Below are 16,273 nucleotides of genomic sequence, written 5' to 3' on the forward strand. Positions count from 1 at the left end.
CTCCTTCCGCAGGCAAAATAGCGTCCATCTAGTTTAGTGCAAACCAGGCGTGCTGGCAAGTGACGCCAAGGCAAACGAGTAGGTATTCTAAAATAAATTGTGTTAAGCTCGTACCATTATGAAAAACAATCCCGGTTAGTGCGGGTAAACGGAGGTAGGCATGACGGATTTATGGCAGACTTTTCTGGATAAGCGCGGCGATCTGCTGGTGGCGTTGGGGCAGCATCTGCAGATCTCGTTGATCTCGTTGGTAATTGCAGTGCTCATTGCGCTACCTTTAGGCATCTGGGCGAAAGATCACCGGCGGTTTGCCAACGTGCTCTTGCAACTGACCGGTGTTTTGCAGACGATCCCGTCGCTGGCGTTGTTGGGCTTACTGATCCCGTTCGTTGGCATCGGGACGGCGCCGGCAATCATCGCGCTGGTGGTGTATGCGCTGCTCCCAATTTTTCAAAATACCTATATTGGCCTGAGCGAGATCGATCCTGCCTATCAAGAAGCGGCCGAAGCTTTCGGGATGTCTGAATGGCAAAAGTTGCGCAAGGTCCTGCTACCGCTGGCGATGCCCACCATCATTGGCGGCGTTCGCACCGCCACTGTGTTGATTATCGGGACCGCTACTTTGGCGGCACTGATCGGCGGCGGGGGACTTGGGAGTTTCATCCTATTGGGGATCAACCGCAACGACGCCAGTCTGACCTTGATCGGGGCGCTGGCCTCAGCGTTGTTGGCGTTAGTATTTTCTGCGGGCCTGGCGCTGATCCAGAAGATACGCTTCCGCTATGTCGCCTATGGGATCGGGGCGCTGGCCGTGATCGGCGGCGGCTGGTTTGGCGTGCAGGAGCTCAAGCCGGCACCTGAGACGATCACGATCGCCGGTAAGCTGGGCAGTGAACCGGAGATCCTCATCAACATGTACAAGCTGTTGATCGAAGATGGCAACGACAACGTGAAAGTCGAGCTGAAGCCGAATTTTGGCCAGACCAGTTTCTTATACAACGCCTTGAAGTCTAAAAAAATCGATATGTATCCGGAATTCACCGGGACCGTGGTGACGAGCCTGGTGAAGCCGACCACTAAGCAGCAAGCGGCGATCGCAGACGGTGCAGATAGTTACCCAATCGCCAAGCAGTTGCTGGCCAAGCAAGGTCTGGTCATGTTGCGGCCGATGAAGTACAACAACACCTACGCGCTGGTGGTGAGACAAGTTGACGCCAAGCGCGACGGGCTCAAGACGATCGGGGATCTACAGAAATTAGCGACGGGCAAGGCCGGGTTTGACCTCGAGTTTGCCAGCCGTCAAGACGGCTATGCAGGCATCAAAAAACAATACGGGCTACAGTTGAATGTGCAATCGCTCGACGCGTCACTACGGTATCAAGCGCTGGCGCGCGGGCAAGTCGTGGTGACCGACGGGTATTCGACGGATTCACAGATCGCGCAATATCACTTGCTGGCGCTGCAAGACGATAAACACGTTTTTGCCACCTATCGTGGGGCGCCTATGATGACCAAGGCCTGGGCCGATGCCCATCCCGCCATCGTCAAGCGGCTCAACCGCTTGGCCAACAAGATCTCAGAAACCGACATGCAACAGATGAACTACGCGGTGAACGTGAAGAAACAAAGTGCCAACGCGGTTGCCAAAGCATATTTGATGAAGCATGGGTTATTGAAGGAGGCGCGCTGATGACGGATCTGATCACATTTTCGCATGTCAATAAGGTGTATGATGCCGGTGTGGCGGTGGCCGATTTGAATTTGAAGATCCGAGAAGGCGAGCTGTTCGTGCTCGTCGGTGAGTCAGGCAGTGGCAAAACCACGACGTTGAAAATCATCAATCGTCTGATCGAACCGACCGAAGGCGAGATCACTTTCAACGGCAAGCCGCTGACGTCGTATCCGGTGCGGACCTTGCGCTGGGACATTGGGTATGTCTTGCAGCAGATCGCGTTGTTCCCCAACATGACGGTCGGCCAAAACGTTGGCCTGATCCCGGAACTGCGCGGTTGGCCGAAAGCCGAGGTCAGCACGCGCATCGATGAGCTGCTGAATTTAGTCGGACTACCGGCGGCCCAATATCGCGACCGCTTGCCTAAGGAGTTGTCCGGCGGGGAACAGCAGCGCGTGGGTATCTTGCGGGCCTTTGCCGGTAAGCCACCGGTGGTGTTGATGGATGAACCATTTTCTGCGCTGGATCCCTTGTCGCGCAACCAGCTGCAAGAGCTGGTGTTACAGTTGCACGCGGATCTGCAGATGACGGTGGTGTTTGTCACCCATGACATGAACGAAGCGATGCGGCTCGGTCAGCGGATCGGGGTAATGCGCGACGGCAAAATGGTGCAGTGCGCGACGCCGACAGAGATCGCGCACGAGCCGGCGACCGACTGGGTGGCAAGTTTCTTCGCCGGGGCCTCGCAGGTGCTGTTGGACACGCCGTTGCGTGAGCTGGCGGCGTTTGGCACGCCGACTGCCAGCGGCATCACGCCTGGTGCGGTCAAGTTGCGTGAAGTTTTGACGTCGGTGGCGGCGGGTAAAAGCGTGACAGTTGCCGCTGAATCGGGTAGTTTTAAACTAGATGCCCAGGCTGTTTTGAGGTTTCTGGCAGCCAAGGCGTAGGCAGTTGACGGCAGTTTGCGGAAAGGAAGATGACGATGGAACAGTATGATGTGATCGTAATCGGCGGCGGGCCTGCAGGATTGGCGGCGGCCAGCGGATTGGCCAAAAGCAAGCGGGTGCTGGTGATCGAGCGTGACTTGTGGGGTGGTACCTGCCCAAATCGCGGTTGTGATCCCAAGAAGATGCTGTATCGGGCGGCGGAAGTGCAAACCGCTGCGGCCCACATGCAAGGCTCAGGCCTGAAGTCCGTGCCAGGCGTCGACTGGCAGGCGTTGATGGCGTTCAAGCGCGGCTATACGACACGAGTCCCTGAAGGCACGCTGGCGGGATTAAAAGCCAGTGGCATCGCCACGCGCCACGGGCAGCCGCATTTTGTTGATGCCCACACCATCGTGGTTGGCGACGAGCAGTTCCAAGCGACTGACATCATTATCGCCACCGGTCGTGAACCGGCGCGTCCGGAGATTCCAGGGGCACAGTTGTTGCAGACGTCGAATGAGTTCTTGGATCTCGACGAGCTACCGGCATCGATCGCGTTTCTTGGGGCCGGCTACGTCAGCTTGGAGCTCGCCAACATCGCCGCGGCAGCAGGGGCGGAGGTTCACATCGTTAATCGCTCTAAGCGGGCACTGCGGGCTTGGGATGCCCAGGCGGTGGCGGAACTGCGTGAGCAGATGGCGGCCAAGCGGATTCACTGGCACGATGAGGTGCACGTGGAAGCTGTTGAGCGGGTCGAAGCCGGGGTGAAGCTGACCGGTGCGGATGGTTTTGAGCTGACTGTTGCCATGGCGATCAGCGCCATCGGCCGGGTACCGGCGGTGGCGTTAGGATTAGATGCGGCAGGGGTGGCGACGACCGCCAAAGGGATCGAAGTCAACAAGTTCATGCAGACCAACGTGCCGCATATTTACGCGATCGGGGATGTGGTTGCCAAGACGCAACCGAAGCTGACGCCGGTGGCGAGTTTTGAAGGGCGCTATGTCGCCCGACATCTGGCAGGCATGACCGAGCCAATCGCTTATCCGGCGATTCCAGAAATCGTTTTTGGCACGACGGAGCTCGCCCAAGTTGGGGTTACGCTGGCGGCTGCCAAGGCGGCACCGCAGCGCTATTCCGTGCTCGACCAAGACGTCACGCACTGGTACACTTATAACCGAGTGCAAGAAGCCGGTGCGCGGGTGGTCACGATTACGGATCGGGATACCGGGTTGTTAGCCGGTGCTTTGGTCGTTGGGACCCATGCAGAAGAGCTGATCAACCAGTTCACCGTGATGATCGACAAGCACACCAGCGCCACAGCCAAAGAGCTCGTGTATGGTTATCCGAGCGCATCCAGCGATTTGCAATATTTGCTTTAGAATACAGTTTAAGAGGGGTTTCTATTGTCTACAACAATTTCAATTCTTATGGTCGCCGGCATGCTCCTTGCGGTGATCTTCGTCATGATCTTCGCTGTCGGTCACAAGTTCAAAAACGATAACAAGCCTTCCGGGCGTGTCATGGAGCTGGTGGGCATGATTGGGGTATTTGTGTGTGTTATCGGGGTATTTTTGGTTGCGTTTTCACAAGTGATGTAGTTAAATCCAACGTGGAGGCGTAAATTATGGAGGGTAAACAGGGAATCATTGAACTAGTAAATGCAACAGATTGGCCTGATACATCTGGTGGAGCGGATGAGTGGTATAGCTGGGATGAGCCTTCTGATTTTGATCAAAGAGGTAACAAACTATGTCAGCAATATCTGAGCGCGAGGGTCTGGATACAATATCGAAAGCTAACTGATGCTAATCATAAAGTGTGGAAAGCGGTGAGATATGCCAATAGCCGTAAATCTTCAGATAAGCCTGTGGCAACCGATTATGCTCGAAACTTATTAGAAATTCAAAAATTCAACGATAAGAGTCGAACAGAGAAAAAGGTCGGGAAGACGATATTGGTTATCATGCAGAACCCAAGTGATGGCCTAAATGATTACTGCGATAGAACGCTGGGTTACTTGGTTGATTATCTTCCTAACGATTATACGCGGATCATCGTGGCTAACGCGACGCCAGTTGTGACGACTAAGCCTAAGTATTTATCAACGCGGGGGAAAGCGACTGGGCTGAGGCTTTATTGGTGGAATGGTGATGACGATCAACGCCCATTCAGAGATGGTGAAAGCGATGAGATTCGCAAACGGAACGAAGCACAAGTTGATTCTATGCAACGTTTTAACCAAGAGATGATTCACAGCATTATTAACAAATTAAACAAAAATAGTGAGTTTGATATTTTTTTAGCAACAGGTGAATTGAAGGCTTCCGTAAAGCAAGCCTATGAGTCGTTGTTAGGATCTCTGCGGGAGGATCTCGTTAAGTGTGAAAAATCAGGGCACCATACCTATGTGTGTGGAAGTAACCAAGGTCATACTCAGCTAGTAACGTCATTCGAAAAAATACGTGGCGCACATCCATTAGCGGCGAAAAAGAAAGAGGATGTAAAAGCGACAGGTAAGGTCTTTGATTGGGTACAGGTTCCTGTGGGTGACCTCCCAAATTAAGTTTATATGCTGGCAGTACTCCTAATGGGGGCACTGCTATTTTTTTTGTCAAAAAGGGTACGCCACAAAATAATTAAGTAACGGCAAAAAGCCAAACCTCCTCCCACCGCCGACTAAAACTGCGAATGGGTCGGGCTAGATGAATAAGCCCAGCAAGATGGAAAAATTTTCACCTAAACCCCGTTGACGCCAAGTGTGCCGCAGGAAACACTATTGATGTTGATAACGATCAACGCGATCGAAGGAGGTCATGGCATGTTGCAAACGCACTTTATCCCAACGCTCGGCGCGGCAATCAAATTAAGTCAGGCACTGACTGAAGTCGATCCGACGCTACAGGTTGAATTCGCACCGGCGTATCGGAATCGTCGGGGGCGTGAATATCCCGCTAACGTGGCGGTTTGGTGGCAGAAAGAACCGCGTGCCCTTGTGTGGCAGGCACACAGTGACGATGACTTCGATCGCTGGGATCTGCGGGTGCCAAACGCACTGCATCAGCGTGTCATTGCGACCGTCGATGCGCAACCGCAACCCGATGAGTTGTTTGAGGTTACTGCGGTGACGGGCAAGGCGGGGATGCCGGTGATGGTTGTCGCTGAGAATCAGGCGCAATTAGAAGCTCAAATTGAGCGCGACCAGAAGGCGTTGGCCGCCAAAGCCCAAAGCGTTGCGTTAGAAGAAATAATCACCACGCAAGAATTACGGTACTGGTTGTGGACGCAGGCGACGGGAGATCGTGAGGAATTCGAACCGGTGGTGACGCTCACGCACGGGGCGGATACCGAGCCTCGATTTGATCGCTTCAAGATGGTCAAAGCCAAAGGTGTGGTCCCGGTCCGGCGGCAAAGTCTCAATGATATTGACGTGTTGCCGGGAGCACCATATCTGGACTTAACCAACGAACTTGGGTTGCGGGCGATCTTGGCCTATCTGCCGCGCCGCCACGCCTGGGTGCTCCAGCTAAGCCCGGCGGCAAATTTGTTTGCTTGGTTGCAAAAGGAAACCGCCGGGCAACCCCAGTATGAGGTGCGGTATCGAGCATTCGCTGACGGGGCTGTGCGTGTGCTTGATGAGGAGGATGACTGATGGCGGTAATCACAATGGACTTGGCCAAGGCGCTAGATGGTATTTTAAAACGTGTCTCACCACGGCTGAACGTCCGCTACTGGCCGGCGTATCGCGACTTGCGCGGGCAAGTTACCAACGCGACGTTTGCGGTGTGGTGCAGCGATCCTGATGATTCCGAAGAGGAGGTGCTGTTTGCCACGAATTCAGTGTTGTTGACGCGTGGCCGGCATCCTGATCAGCTACCGCTGTCAGAGAAGCGCCAAGCGATGGCACGGCGGGCCGTCGTCAAATTTTTTGCCGACTTGCCAGACGATGTCTATGCGCCGTTGGTGGAAGCAGTCGACGAGGAAACTTATGCACCGTTGCGGCTGGACCGTCTGACGACAGACGTTGTGAAGGCGCGCGCCCAAGCGATGCAAGCGCGGGTGTCGAAGCAAGCTCAGACGCAAGACTTCACCGCGTTGTTGGATCGCGAGGCATTGCTGACGGCGCTGATGGCGCATTGGCAATACGATTGCCGATTGCCGGTGCATGTGCCTGAGGTGATGCTGGCTACCCACAACCTGACCGGAAGCCTGCCCTTTGAGGCCTATCCGCGACTTGAACTGGATGCCTTTTTTGACGCTCATGCAGTTGCAAAAATTCGCCAGCAGCAATTTGCTAACGCGTCGATCCCAGCGGGACAGCTTTATCTGCAGACGCATGTTGGTGAAGCCCGCTTGTATCTGTTTCACGATCATGACGCCTATCGCCTAATCGTCGTGGGCGCGGCGGCTTTTGCGGATTGGTTGGGGGTCCCCGAAGCGGCGGCTGAAGCGGGCTGGCAGTACACGGCGCAGGCGGATGGCAGCTTCGAGGTGGTGGCCCAAGATGCTTGAGACGGTGACATTGGGCTTGTGTGCGGCGATCGATGCCGTTGTTAAAGCTGAAGTCAGCGATGGCTTTGTCGAATACCTACCGGCGACACCAGCTTATCCGGCTGGGTTTGCGGTGTGGCGTGGGCAGGTCAAACTCATGCAACGCCGCGGCAATCCCAACGGTGAGTGGTCAGACGCACAAGATGCCCGGCTGGCAGTGTTGGTGGAAGATGGCATCGATGCCTACCAGGAGCCAGGGGAGTTTGTCCCTGATGCCGCGTTGATGCCGGCGTCTGCGATCCGTGTCGATAAGATCGCGCCGAGGACGATTCGCGAAGCCAGCGCGTTAAGTCAGGTGCTTTGTGCAAAAAAGGCCGAGCAACAAGACGCTTGGCGACTGCTCGATCGTGGAGCCTTGGCTTGGTATCTTAACGCGGTATTGGTGGCCAAAACTAGGGATTTTGGCGCGATATTATGCCGCGAGTGGGGGGATGCCCCCGACGTGAGTTGCTATCCGGCCCAAGCGTTTACCATCCGTAATTTTGAGCGCGAGTTTGACGCGCAAGCGGTTTGTCGCAATCGGCGATGGCACGGGATCCCAGACGGCTGTCCGTGTGTCGTCGGGGACGGACTCAAGATCTATCGTACCCAAGAGCGTTACTGGGTGGTGCTGGCACCGCTGGCGGATGTAGTGATTCGGCTGGGGTTGGCACAACAGTGGCAAGCGGCCGGGATGCAATTTTGGCGACAAGCCGATGGTGGGTTTCGACTGCGCTGAGTAACTGGAAGAAAATTCAAGGAGGAACTGAGATGTCAGTCTATTTAAGCCAAGCAATTAACGTCTATGAAGCAGTGCACGCCATGTCGCCGAATCTGACGGTGGCCTTTTATCCCGAATATATCAATGCCATCGGTGAGCACGCCGACGCGATGTTGAAAGTGTTTGAGCGGCATGGCGACCAAGTCAAAATGCTGTGGTCGACCACGCATGGTGCGCGGTTGATCCGCGACCCGTTCGATCCGTTCGCAGACGTTAATCCGTTTGCCAAAGCGTCCCAACCAGTCGGGGCTGATCCTAAGCTTGCACAGGTGGCTGATGTCGCAGCAGTTGCATCGCGGAAAGACCTGGTGGAGTCGTACATGCCACCGGCCGCCACCGGCGATGCCGCTGCACCGATCTGGTTAGATCAGGTCGGTCGCGATGATCTGCTGCGCCAGATCAACCACAACGACGCTGTAATAGATGACCGGATGGCGGCGCTGCAGCTCGGCGATTTCTTTGCTCTGGATGATTTCAAAGCGGTCTTGTGTGCGTATGCCAAGCGCCCAGATGATCAAGTGCCTGAAGCGTTCACGCTGACGCTGTGGCCCGGGTCTGATGTCGCAAAAGCCTGCGTTTCTGATTTTGACGCCAAGGTGGCCAAGACGGCGGCCAGGTTGGTGTTTGAAGAAGAAGACCTGCCTGCCGAACAGCCGATGATCCGGATCCGCGCTGAGGAGTATCAGGTCTATCTGGTGCAGGTTCATGACGTCTGGACGGTGAGATTTGTTGGTAGTGCCGGCTTGTATCGGGAACTTGGCTTGCTGGAAGAGCTTGAACACCATAGCCACGAAATGGCACTCATCCCAGGCGGTGGGATCCATCTCGCCGGTTATTGGGGTCCTGATGATGATGACTGGGACGACTAGGAGGAAACCATGAAAACATTAAGCGAAGCGATTGCGTTAGATCAAGCCTTAAAGGCAGTTTCTTCACGGCTGTTCGTGCTATACCGGCCTTATTACCGCGATCAACGAGACCGGTATTATCCTGCTGCAGTCACCGTCCGGTTGCAGGACCCAGACGATGCCACCCAAAGCGAATCGTTTTCCCATGTGGATGGGTCGTTTTTCGTGACGGCGGCAGAAGGGGCTTTGCTAGCCGCACCCAGACGAGAGCAAGCGCTCGAGATCATCAAGCAGTTGGACAACCATGAAAAAAATCACTACTGGGATCCGCAAGCGATTGTCACAGATGCTAACTGTGAGCCCGTTCGCGTGGATACCTTAGACGCCAATAAGGTGGCGTGTGACGCTGATCGCGTCGAGCGGCGCGAGACTGCCAGAGAAGAAGCCCAAGACTGTAGCGACCAGATCGACCCCCATCGCTTGAAACAAGAATGGGCGCAGCGGATGCTGGCACACGTCGCGCTTCGCCAGCGCAATGGCATTGGCGCCCCGTTCAGTAGCGCGAATAATGAAGAGCGTCATCGCGTCGATAGCGAGTCGGTCATGGATTGTGCAATCGCTGAGGCAACAGTCGATCCAGAGACGTTCCCGGCGTACTTTGACCGTGAACAGCTGGTTGCGACCGATCCAGGCCATCAAGAATTATCGGTGATCTGGATGCGGACGACTAATCCCCGCCCAGAGCACTATGTTCGAGCCGAGATCGACGGTTCCCTGTTATATGTGCGCAAGGCGGAAGATGGTCGCTTCCAATTCGTCACGACCGACGTGGTTAAGCTGGCGAATTGGTGCGGGCTGCCCAATGAATTCCGCAGGCTCGGGTGGTACTGCGGGGCCGACAAGTTTGGAGGGCTGAGCTTTTGGCGCGCAGATGCCTGAAGTGGCTGGGCCTGGTGCTCGCTTGCGGGTTATTAATGGGATCCCTTGCAGAGCCAGCGACGATCACGGCGCGGTATACCTTGCGTCGTGATGGTGCGCTCGGGGACCTGACGTTCATTCCTAATCAGCGTTGGTGCTTGCGATGGACGCCAACGAATTGCTGGCGCGGGCGTTATCGCCTTGTCGCCGGTGGCGCGGTGTTGACGTCGCGGCGCCGGGTGATTACAGTCGCTTGGTGTGATGGTGGCTGGGGTTGTCGGCTGGTCAGGATACAGCGCCGTTGACATTTGCCTAGCGCTTCACTATCATGAACGTATCGTCAATGCATGCGAAAGGCGTTATCGCAGAGGTGTACAGAGAGTGGTCGTGACTGCAAAGACCATCACCAAGCGGCAACAATGGGCTCGTGTGGGACAATTCGGTGGGTGCGCCTTAAGCCGCTTCGAGAGGTCACGCTTAGCGTGGCAAATTAGGTGGTACCGCGCGCAGTCGTCCTATGTCTTTATGACATAAGACGACTTTTTTATACATTCAGGAGGCAATTATCATGGCTAAACATACATTCTTGACCGGCGACCGCCCAACTGGCCGCTTACACATCGGGCATTACATCGGGAGCTTACAGAACCGCGTGGCACTGCAAAACTCCGGCGACTACGACAACTTCGTCATGATCGCTGATACCCAGGCACTGACCGACAACGCCAACAACCCCGAGAAGATCCGCAACTCGCTGATGGAAGTGGCACTGGATTATCTCGCCGTCGGCATCGATCCGAAGAAAACGACGATCTTGGTGCAAAGCGCGATCCCGGCGTTGCCAGAGCTGACGATGTATTACCTGGATCTGGTCACCGTCAACCGCTTAAACCGCAACCCGACTGTCAAAGCCGAGATCCAGCAAAAAGCGTTTGGCGAATCTGTGCCTGCAGGCTTTTTCATCTATCCTGTCAGCCAGGCGGCCGACATCACCGCGTTCAAGGCGGATACTGTGCCGGTCGGTGACGACCAAGAACCGATGCTCGAGCAGACCCGCGAGATCGTGCGGACGTTCAACCGCACCTATAACGCTGACGTGCTGGTGGAACCAGAAGGCTACTTCCCACCAAAAGGTTCCGGACGTCTGCCTGGTATCGATGGCAACGCCAAGATGTCCAAGTCGCTCAACAACGGGATCTACCTGGCCGATGACGCCGACACCGTGCAAAAGAAGATCATGTCGATGTACACCGATCCCAACCATATCCATATCGAAGATCCTGGTCAGGTAGAAGGCAATGTCGTCTTCACCTATCTCGACATTTTCGATGAGGACAAGGCCAAAGTCGCTGAGCTCAAGGCCCAATATCAACACGGCGGCTTAGGGGATGTGAAAATCAAGCGTTACCTCAACGATGTCATGGATGGCGTGTTGCGCCCGATCCGCGAACGCCGCGAAGAATACGCTAAGGACATGGCCAGCGTGCAACAGATCTTGATCGACGGCACCGCCCACGCCAATGAAGTCGCCAACCAGACCTTGCAAGAAGTCCGCGACGCTATCGGGTTTAATTACTTCAAGTAGCAGGAGGCAACATGGTCAACGCGCATCGAACGATTCGCCAGTTTACTGATCAGCCGCTAACGGCCACGCAGATCCATGACCTGATCGCGGCGGCCCAACACACCGCGACATCGCATTATCTGCAGTCTTTCAGCATCATTCACATTACCGACCGTGAGCTTCGCGGCCAGATCGCGGCCATCAGCAAGCAGGCATACGTCGATGCCAACGGCGAGTTGTTTATCGTGATCGCAGATCAACACCGCGCCGCCAGCCTGCCTGAACCGGCAGACTTTGTAGCGGTGGGCGCTGATGCCCCGAACCAGGCGCTGGGATCGACAGATAAGTTCATTCAAGCCACATCAGATGGGTTGCTGGCGACGCAAAACTTGGTTGCCACCGCAGAAGCGGCAGGGCTGGGCACTGTGATCCTTGGCAGCATCTTAAACGACCCGCTACGGTTGATTGCGTTGTTGCACCTGCCGACACTGACGTTTCCGCTGTGCGGGGTCATCGTCGGTCATCCCGACCAAACCCCGCAGTTCAAACCGCGGATGCCGCAGTCGTTGATGGCTTTTGAAAACACCTATCAGCCTCCCGTGGATTGGCAGGATAGCCTGGCGGCATATGACGAGCAGGTACACCATTATTACGCCACGCGCGACACCAACCGGCGCGAAGAGTCGTTTCGCCACCTCTTGGCCAATGGCGCCAAGATGACACCGGCCAAGCGTGGCGAGCTGTACCGCGCGTTGAGACAGCAAGGATTCTTGACAGAAGCATAATGATTGAAGGTCGATCGGTGATGATCGACCTTTTTATCTCATGAAATCCACCTTAAGACTGAGGTTGCCTAGGCCCGACATGGTACACTGAGAATATATTGAGAGGGGTTATTCATATGCAAAGCAAACGTCTGAGTCCTGTCGCCATCACCGGAATCGTGATCGCGGCGATCGCCGTGATCCTTGGCATCTACGGCGTCAGCACTTACAACAGTCTCGCCAAGCAGAACCAAACCGTTAAAGCACAGTGGAGTCAAGTCGAAAACGTCATGCAACGCCGTGCCGACTTGATCCCGAACCTAGTCAGTGCGACCAAGGGGTCAATGAATCACGAAACTGAAGTGTTCAACGACATTGCTAAGGCGCGCAGCAACTACGCCAACGCATCGACCACCAAGGAAAAGGCTAACGCTGACAGTCAGCTGAATCAAAGCGTCGGCACGTTGGTGAACGTGATCAAAGAAGATTACCCACAACTGTCTTCACAAAAAAACGTCCAGACCTTGATGACACAACTGGAAGGCAGTGAAAACCGGATCTCAACGGAGCGCCGGCGGTATATCCAAGATGTCGAAGCATACAACCAAAGTGTTGTCACGTTCCCGAAGAACATTTTTGCTAACATGATGGGCTTAGGCCAGAAGCCGACCTTCAAGGCTAACCCTTCTGCGTCGCAGGTACCGAAGGTCGATCTCGATAACTGAAAGTAGGCGGGCTTATGCGCAAATGGGCATGGGGATTACTGTTACTGCCGTTCGTGTGGTGGCTGACGCAGGCCCAACCGGTTCAGGCGGCCATTCTACCAGCAAAACCGGCAGCGCATTATTACTATGACGACGATCTGCACCTGCTGGATGCTAAATCCCAGCAACTGATCGATTCGAAAAACCAGACCTATCAGAATACGAAACAGCAGCCACAGATCGGTGTCGCGGTGGTCAAATCCACTCACGGTGAAGCGCTCGGTCAATACGCGCCTGATCTTTTCTCGAAGTGGGGGATCGGTAGTAAGTCCCGCGACAACGGGGTGTTGATTGTTTTCGCCAAAAACGGCGGCAAGAACAACATGCGGATCGAAGTTGGGTATGGCCTGGAAGGTGAGCTGACCGATGCCTTGGCTGGGCGGATTTTAGATAACAACCTGAGCGATATCAAGTCGGCCGATACCGCCAAGCAAAACACCGCGATCCGCAAGGTGTTCAACGCGGTGGCGACGGTAATCGACAAGAAGTACAAGTTTCCTAAAGACGAGAACACGCAATCGATGGCGCAGTATTCCCAGAAACAACAAAACACCGGGAATAACAGCGGCTGGTTTGGGGCAATCGTCAAGATTATCATTGCCGTTGTGATCGTTATCGTGATTATCGCGTCCATTGGTGGCGGCGGTGGTGGTCGTGGCGGTCGCAGGCGCCGCGGTGACAACAGCTGGTGGCTGTGGTGGTTGCTCGGGAGTTTGCTGAGTGGCGGCCGCGGACCGCGAGGCGGTGGCTTCGGCGGCGGTGGCGGCTTTGGCGGTGGCTCCGGTTGGGGCGGCGGTTCTTCAGGCGGCGGCGGTGCCGACGTCTAGCTAGATTAACGGTGTGTCGATTATAGACATGCCGTTTTATTATGGTTGTCACAAGAACGTATGTTTGCTAGAATGGCAGTAGATAGGGGATGTGGAAATGGATACGTTGAAATTGCAGGCTTTTATCCAAGCACACCAGGCGTTGATCGCTGATTTCCACGACAGTGCGTTGGCCTTCCAACGCGAGAAAAACGCCCAACGGCCGTTAGCGCAGCAACACGATGCCAAGCGGCTAAGGCGCGAGGTGTTAGCGATGGTAGCGGCGTTTGTCGCGACGGTTTACAGCCAGGAACAAGCTGGCCCAACGGCTCCGGCCAATCCGTCGTATCACTCTTGGCTAAGTGTCATCGAACAAACAAAATCCTTCGACCGTCTCTCAAGCGGCGTCGGCGAATAACGCAATCTCATGGCGACTTCCCAGTTCGGGATGCCGCCTTTGTTTGTCACTAACGTTGTCCGGCAGCGTAAGTCTTCTTTGAGATGTGTTTGGGATAGTGGTATAGGTCCGGACGGGGTGCGCTGCGACAGGAGACGGCTGGAACGGTGCGAGGCGCTCGGAAGCTAACTCTCCGCTGCGCTACGAGTGGATCTTCCTCGACGCCTTTGTTGTAAGCGGCAAGCCGCTAACAACAACGCCGCGCCTGAGCCATCTCCTGTCTCCGCACATCTCGTCCGCACATTTGCGTTCTTAAATATCCTCAGTGGCAATTTCTGAGGCTGAAAACATTAGACAGCGGCTGACAATACATTTGTTGCACATTCATAGCGTGGAATAACCCGATTGTCCGTTACACGATACTATCCTGATACGCGGAATCCAGGGTGTGGGCGAAAGTGACGGAAGCAGGTCAATCTGACGTGGTGAGATTGCTGTTAGCGACTTGTCGCTTACAGCAAAGCGCAGGTGAAGATCCACTTGGCCGGAACCGGCCAAGTTAGCTTCGCCGAGCACCCTCTCCACGACAGATTGAAACCTGCTGGAGTCGCTTTTGCCCACACCCGACAGCTTACTGGCCTACCACACCCCAAATGCTTACGCTACCGGACAGCGAAGTTGCTAGGAGGGATTGGTTTAGCTAAAAAATTAGCAGTGACTAGTTTGCGTGAAAATGATGAGATTATTATTTTCTTGGTGGAAGAGTGATGACAGTTGGGCAGACATGGAGTAAGATGCTCGAAGTTGGAAATTTCGGATGAGAAAAAGGAGGGGCACTGTGCATACGCTAACTAAAGGCAACCCATTGAAGCTGGTCGTTTTATTTACAATTCCACTATTAATTGGGAATGTCTTTCAACAGCTGTATAGTTTTATGGATGCATTGATCGTCGGCCGGACGATTGGTAAAGACGCATTAGCTGCGGTCGGGGCGACAGGGAGTATCAACTTCTTGATCATCGGATTCGCGCAAGGCATCACTGCCGGCCTATCGGTGCTGACTGCACAAGCCTTCGGTGCCCGCGATGAACGTGGGGTGCGCAAGAGCTTCGGAACCAGTATTTGGATTGCCTTGGGGCTGACTGTGATCTTGACGGCGCTGTCTGTGTCGATGACACGGCCGCTGTTGACACTGATGCAGACGCCTGCTGAAATCATCGACCAATCGGTTTCTTTTGTGCGCGTGATCTTCATCGGGGTGGGGGCATCGATGGCCTTTAACCTGTTGAGCAATATGATGCGGGCACTGGGAGATTCGCGAACACCGCTACTTTTTTTAATCATCGCAACCGTCGTGAACATTGCCTTAGAGTTATTGTTCATCTTGGTCTTCCATTGGGGTGTCGCCGGTGCCGGCTGGGCGACGGTGATAGCGCAACTGTTTTCTGCGGTTTTGTGTTGGTTGTTCATCAAGCGGCGTATCCCGCTGTTGGTGATCAGGCGCGCAGACATGAAGATCGACTGGAAGGATATTTCTCGCCATCTCAAGGTCGGCTTGCCAATGGGCTTTTCGATGTCGATTATTGCCATTGGGGCGGTGATCTTGCAGGTCATGTTAAACACGTTGGGGACTGATGCCGTGGCAGCATACACCGCCGCCGGCCGGATCGATCAGCTGGCGACGTTGCCGGCATCGTCTTTTGGTTTGGCGATGGCGACCTTTGCAGCCCAAAATCTAGGTGCACGGGAATACGGGCGGATCCGGCGTGGGGTCCATCAGACATTGATCTTAAACGTCGCCGTGTCAGCCGTGTTAGGCGCGTTGATCATCATGTTTGGGCGGCCGCTGGTCAACTTGTTCTTGGGCCCGAACCAACCCGCCGTCACCGCGCTGGCGCAGACTTACTTCCATTATAATGCCAGTATGTATTGGCTGTTGGCGATCTTGTTCACCATGCGCAACCTCTTGCAAGGTTTGGGCAAAACGATGGTGCCAACGGTTGCCGGGTTGTTTGAGCTGGTCATGCGGGCGTTTGCCGGCATCGTGTTAGTCGCCCACCTCGGGTTTGCCGGCGCGTCGATGGCCAATCCGTTAGCCTGGATCGGGTCAGTGATCGTTTTGGTGAACGTCTACTTCCGGACGATGAAGGTGATCCGCCAAAAAGAAGACAAGCAAGTGCAAAAGGCTGAAGCCATGCAGACCGCAGAGCGTCTCGAAGAATAAGCATTGGGTGCCAGCTTCTCGAATCTGAGAGGCTGGCATTTTTGCTTGTTGACGCGCCGAAGACCAGTGTGCTTCAATCGAA

General features: G+C 54.9%; 17 protein-coding genes. All 17 read left to right on the forward strand.

What is annotated here, in order from left to right:
- The first annotated feature begins 160 nt into the window (after positions 1 to 160).
- The 17 genes from ACYVRB_RS04305 to ACYVRB_RS04385 all read left to right on the forward strand — a co-directional run bounded on the left by ACYVRB_RS04305 (position 161) and on the right by ACYVRB_RS04385 (position 16,191).
- Entirely contained in the window at positions 161 to 1,690 is a 1,530-nt protein-coding gene (locus ACYVRB_RS04305; protein ID WP_461213798.1) for an ABC transporter permease/substrate-binding protein, read from the forward strand.
- Complete coding sequence (locus ACYVRB_RS04310) at positions 1,690 to 2,619, forward strand: ABC transporter ATP-binding protein (RefSeq protein ID WP_461213800.1); 930 nt, start codon at positions 1,690 to 1,692, stop codon at positions 2,617 to 2,619. The genes ACYVRB_RS04305 and ACYVRB_RS04310 overlap by 1 nt, the downstream gene beginning before the upstream one ends.
- A 35-nt stretch (positions 2,620 to 2,654) precedes the next feature.
- Complete coding sequence (locus tag ACYVRB_RS04315; RefSeq protein WP_461213801.1) at positions 2,655 to 3,977, forward strand: dihydrolipoyl dehydrogenase family protein; 1,323 nt, start codon at positions 2,655 to 2,657, stop codon at positions 3,975 to 3,977.
- 24 nt (positions 3,978 to 4,001) lie between these two features.
- A complete protein-coding gene (locus tag ACYVRB_RS04320; RefSeq protein ID WP_461213803.1) occupies positions 4,002 to 4,196 on the forward strand; it encodes a hypothetical protein in 195 nt (64 codons plus the stop codon).
- Positions 4,197 to 4,222: 26 nt separating this feature from the next.
- Positions 4,223 to 5,161, forward strand: a complete 939-nt coding sequence (locus ACYVRB_RS04325; protein ID WP_461213804.1) for a hypothetical protein — start codon at positions 4,223 to 4,225, stop codon at positions 5,159 to 5,161.
- Between the two features lie 255 nt (positions 5,162 to 5,416).
- Positions 5,417 to 6,247, forward strand: a complete 831-nt coding sequence (locus tag ACYVRB_RS04330; protein WP_461213805.1) for a hypothetical protein — start codon at positions 5,417 to 5,419, stop codon at positions 6,245 to 6,247.
- A complete protein-coding gene (locus tag ACYVRB_RS04335; protein WP_461213806.1) occupies positions 6,247 to 7,107 on the forward strand; it encodes a hypothetical protein in 861 nt (286 codons plus the stop codon). The genes ACYVRB_RS04330 and ACYVRB_RS04335 overlap by 1 nt, the downstream gene beginning before the upstream one ends.
- A complete protein-coding gene (locus tag ACYVRB_RS04340; protein WP_461213807.1) occupies positions 7,100 to 7,864 on the forward strand; it encodes a hypothetical protein in 765 nt (254 codons plus the stop codon). Before ACYVRB_RS04335 ends, ACYVRB_RS04340 begins: the two co-directional genes overlap by 8 nt.
- A gap of 32 nt (positions 7,865 to 7,896) precedes the next feature.
- Positions 7,897 to 8,775: a hypothetical protein gene (locus tag ACYVRB_RS04345; protein ID WP_461213808.1), complete on the forward strand. Its 879-nt coding sequence runs from the start codon at positions 7,897 to 7,899 to the stop codon at positions 8,773 to 8,775.
- A gap of 9 nt (positions 8,776 to 8,784) precedes the next feature.
- Positions 8,785 to 9,693 carry a hypothetical protein gene (locus ACYVRB_RS04350; protein WP_461213809.1) on the forward strand — a complete coding sequence of 303 codons (909 nt, stop codon included), beginning with the start codon at positions 8,785 to 8,787 and terminating at the stop codon, positions 9,691 to 9,693.
- Positions 9,675 to 9,977 carry a hypothetical protein gene (locus tag ACYVRB_RS04355; protein WP_461213810.1) on the forward strand — a complete coding sequence of 101 codons (303 nt, stop codon included), beginning with the start codon at positions 9,675 to 9,677 and terminating at the stop codon, positions 9,975 to 9,977. Before ACYVRB_RS04350 ends, ACYVRB_RS04355 begins: the two co-directional genes overlap by 19 nt.
- Positions 9,978 to 10,240: 263 nt before the next feature.
- Positions 10,241 to 11,257, forward strand: a complete 1,017-nt coding sequence (trpS, locus tag ACYVRB_RS04360) for a tryptophan--tRNA ligase (protein WP_461213811.1) — start codon at positions 10,241 to 10,243, stop codon at positions 11,255 to 11,257.
- Between the two features lie 11 nt (positions 11,258 to 11,268).
- Positions 11,269 to 12,021, forward strand: coding sequence for a nitroreductase family protein (locus ACYVRB_RS04365; RefSeq protein WP_461213812.1), 753 nt, complete (start codon positions 11,269 to 11,271; stop codon positions 12,019 to 12,021).
- A gap of 116 nt (positions 12,022 to 12,137) precedes the next feature.
- On the forward strand, positions 12,138 to 12,725 hold the full coding sequence (locus ACYVRB_RS04370; protein ID WP_461213813.1) for a LemA family protein: 588 nt from the start codon (positions 12,138 to 12,140) through the stop codon (positions 12,723 to 12,725).
- A 14-nt stretch (positions 12,726 to 12,739) separates the two neighbouring features.
- Positions 12,740 to 13,591, forward strand: a complete 852-nt coding sequence (locus tag ACYVRB_RS04375) for a TPM domain-containing protein (RefSeq protein ID WP_461213814.1) — start codon at positions 12,740 to 12,742, stop codon at positions 13,589 to 13,591.
- Between the two features lie 97 nt (positions 13,592 to 13,688).
- Positions 13,689 to 13,988, forward strand: a complete 300-nt coding sequence (locus tag ACYVRB_RS04380; RefSeq protein ID WP_461213815.1) for a hypothetical protein — start codon at positions 13,689 to 13,691, stop codon at positions 13,986 to 13,988.
- A gap of 817 nt (positions 13,989 to 14,805) precedes the next feature.
- Positions 14,806 to 16,191, forward strand: a complete 1,386-nt coding sequence (locus tag ACYVRB_RS04385; RefSeq protein WP_461213816.1) for an MATE family efflux transporter — start codon at positions 14,806 to 14,808, stop codon at positions 16,189 to 16,191.
- Positions 16,192 to 16,273: the final 82 nt, after the last annotated feature.

The organism is Lacticaseibacillus boliensis, assembly GCF_054784775.1.

Coding starts and splice junctions, on each gene's coding strand:
- ACYVRB_RS04380 (WP_461213815.1), top strand. CDS start 13,689: ATGGATACGTTGAAATTGCAGGCTTTTATCCAAGCACACCAGGCGTTG.
- ACYVRB_RS04350 (WP_461213809.1), top strand. CDS start 8,785: ATGAAAACATTAAGCGAAGCGATTGCGTTAGATCAAGCCTTAAAGGCA.
- ACYVRB_RS04305 (WP_461213798.1), top strand. CDS start 161: ATGACGGATTTATGGCAGACTTTTCTGGATAAGCGCGGCGATCTGCTG.
- ACYVRB_RS04325 (WP_461213804.1), top strand. CDS start 4,223: ATGGAGGGTAAACAGGGAATCATTGAACTAGTAAATGCAACAGATTGG.
- ACYVRB_RS04370 (WP_461213813.1), top strand. CDS start 12,138: ATGCAAAGCAAACGTCTGAGTCCTGTCGCCATCACCGGAATCGTGATC.
- ACYVRB_RS04310 (WP_461213800.1), top strand. CDS start 1,690: ATGACGGATCTGATCACATTTTCGCATGTCAATAAGGTGTATGATGCC.
- trpS (WP_461213811.1), top strand. CDS start 10,241: ATGGCTAAACATACATTCTTGACCGGCGACCGCCCAACTGGCCGCTTA.
- ACYVRB_RS04335 (WP_461213806.1), top strand. CDS start 6,247: ATGGCGGTAATCACAATGGACTTGGCCAAGGCGCTAGATGGTATTTTA.
- ACYVRB_RS04375 (WP_461213814.1), top strand. CDS start 12,740: ATGCGCAAATGGGCATGGGGATTACTGTTACTGCCGTTCGTGTGGTGG.
- ACYVRB_RS04330 (WP_461213805.1), top strand. CDS start 5,417: ATGTTGCAAACGCACTTTATCCCAACGCTCGGCGCGGCAATCAAATTA.
- ACYVRB_RS04340 (WP_461213807.1), top strand. CDS start 7,100: ATGCTTGAGACGGTGACATTGGGCTTGTGTGCGGCGATCGATGCCGTT.
- ACYVRB_RS04315 (WP_461213801.1), top strand. CDS start 2,655: ATGGAACAGTATGATGTGATCGTAATCGGCGGCGGGCCTGCAGGATTG.
- ACYVRB_RS04365 (WP_461213812.1), top strand. CDS start 11,269: ATGGTCAACGCGCATCGAACGATTCGCCAGTTTACTGATCAGCCGCTA.
- ACYVRB_RS04345 (WP_461213808.1), top strand. CDS start 7,897: ATGTCAGTCTATTTAAGCCAAGCAATTAACGTCTATGAAGCAGTGCAC.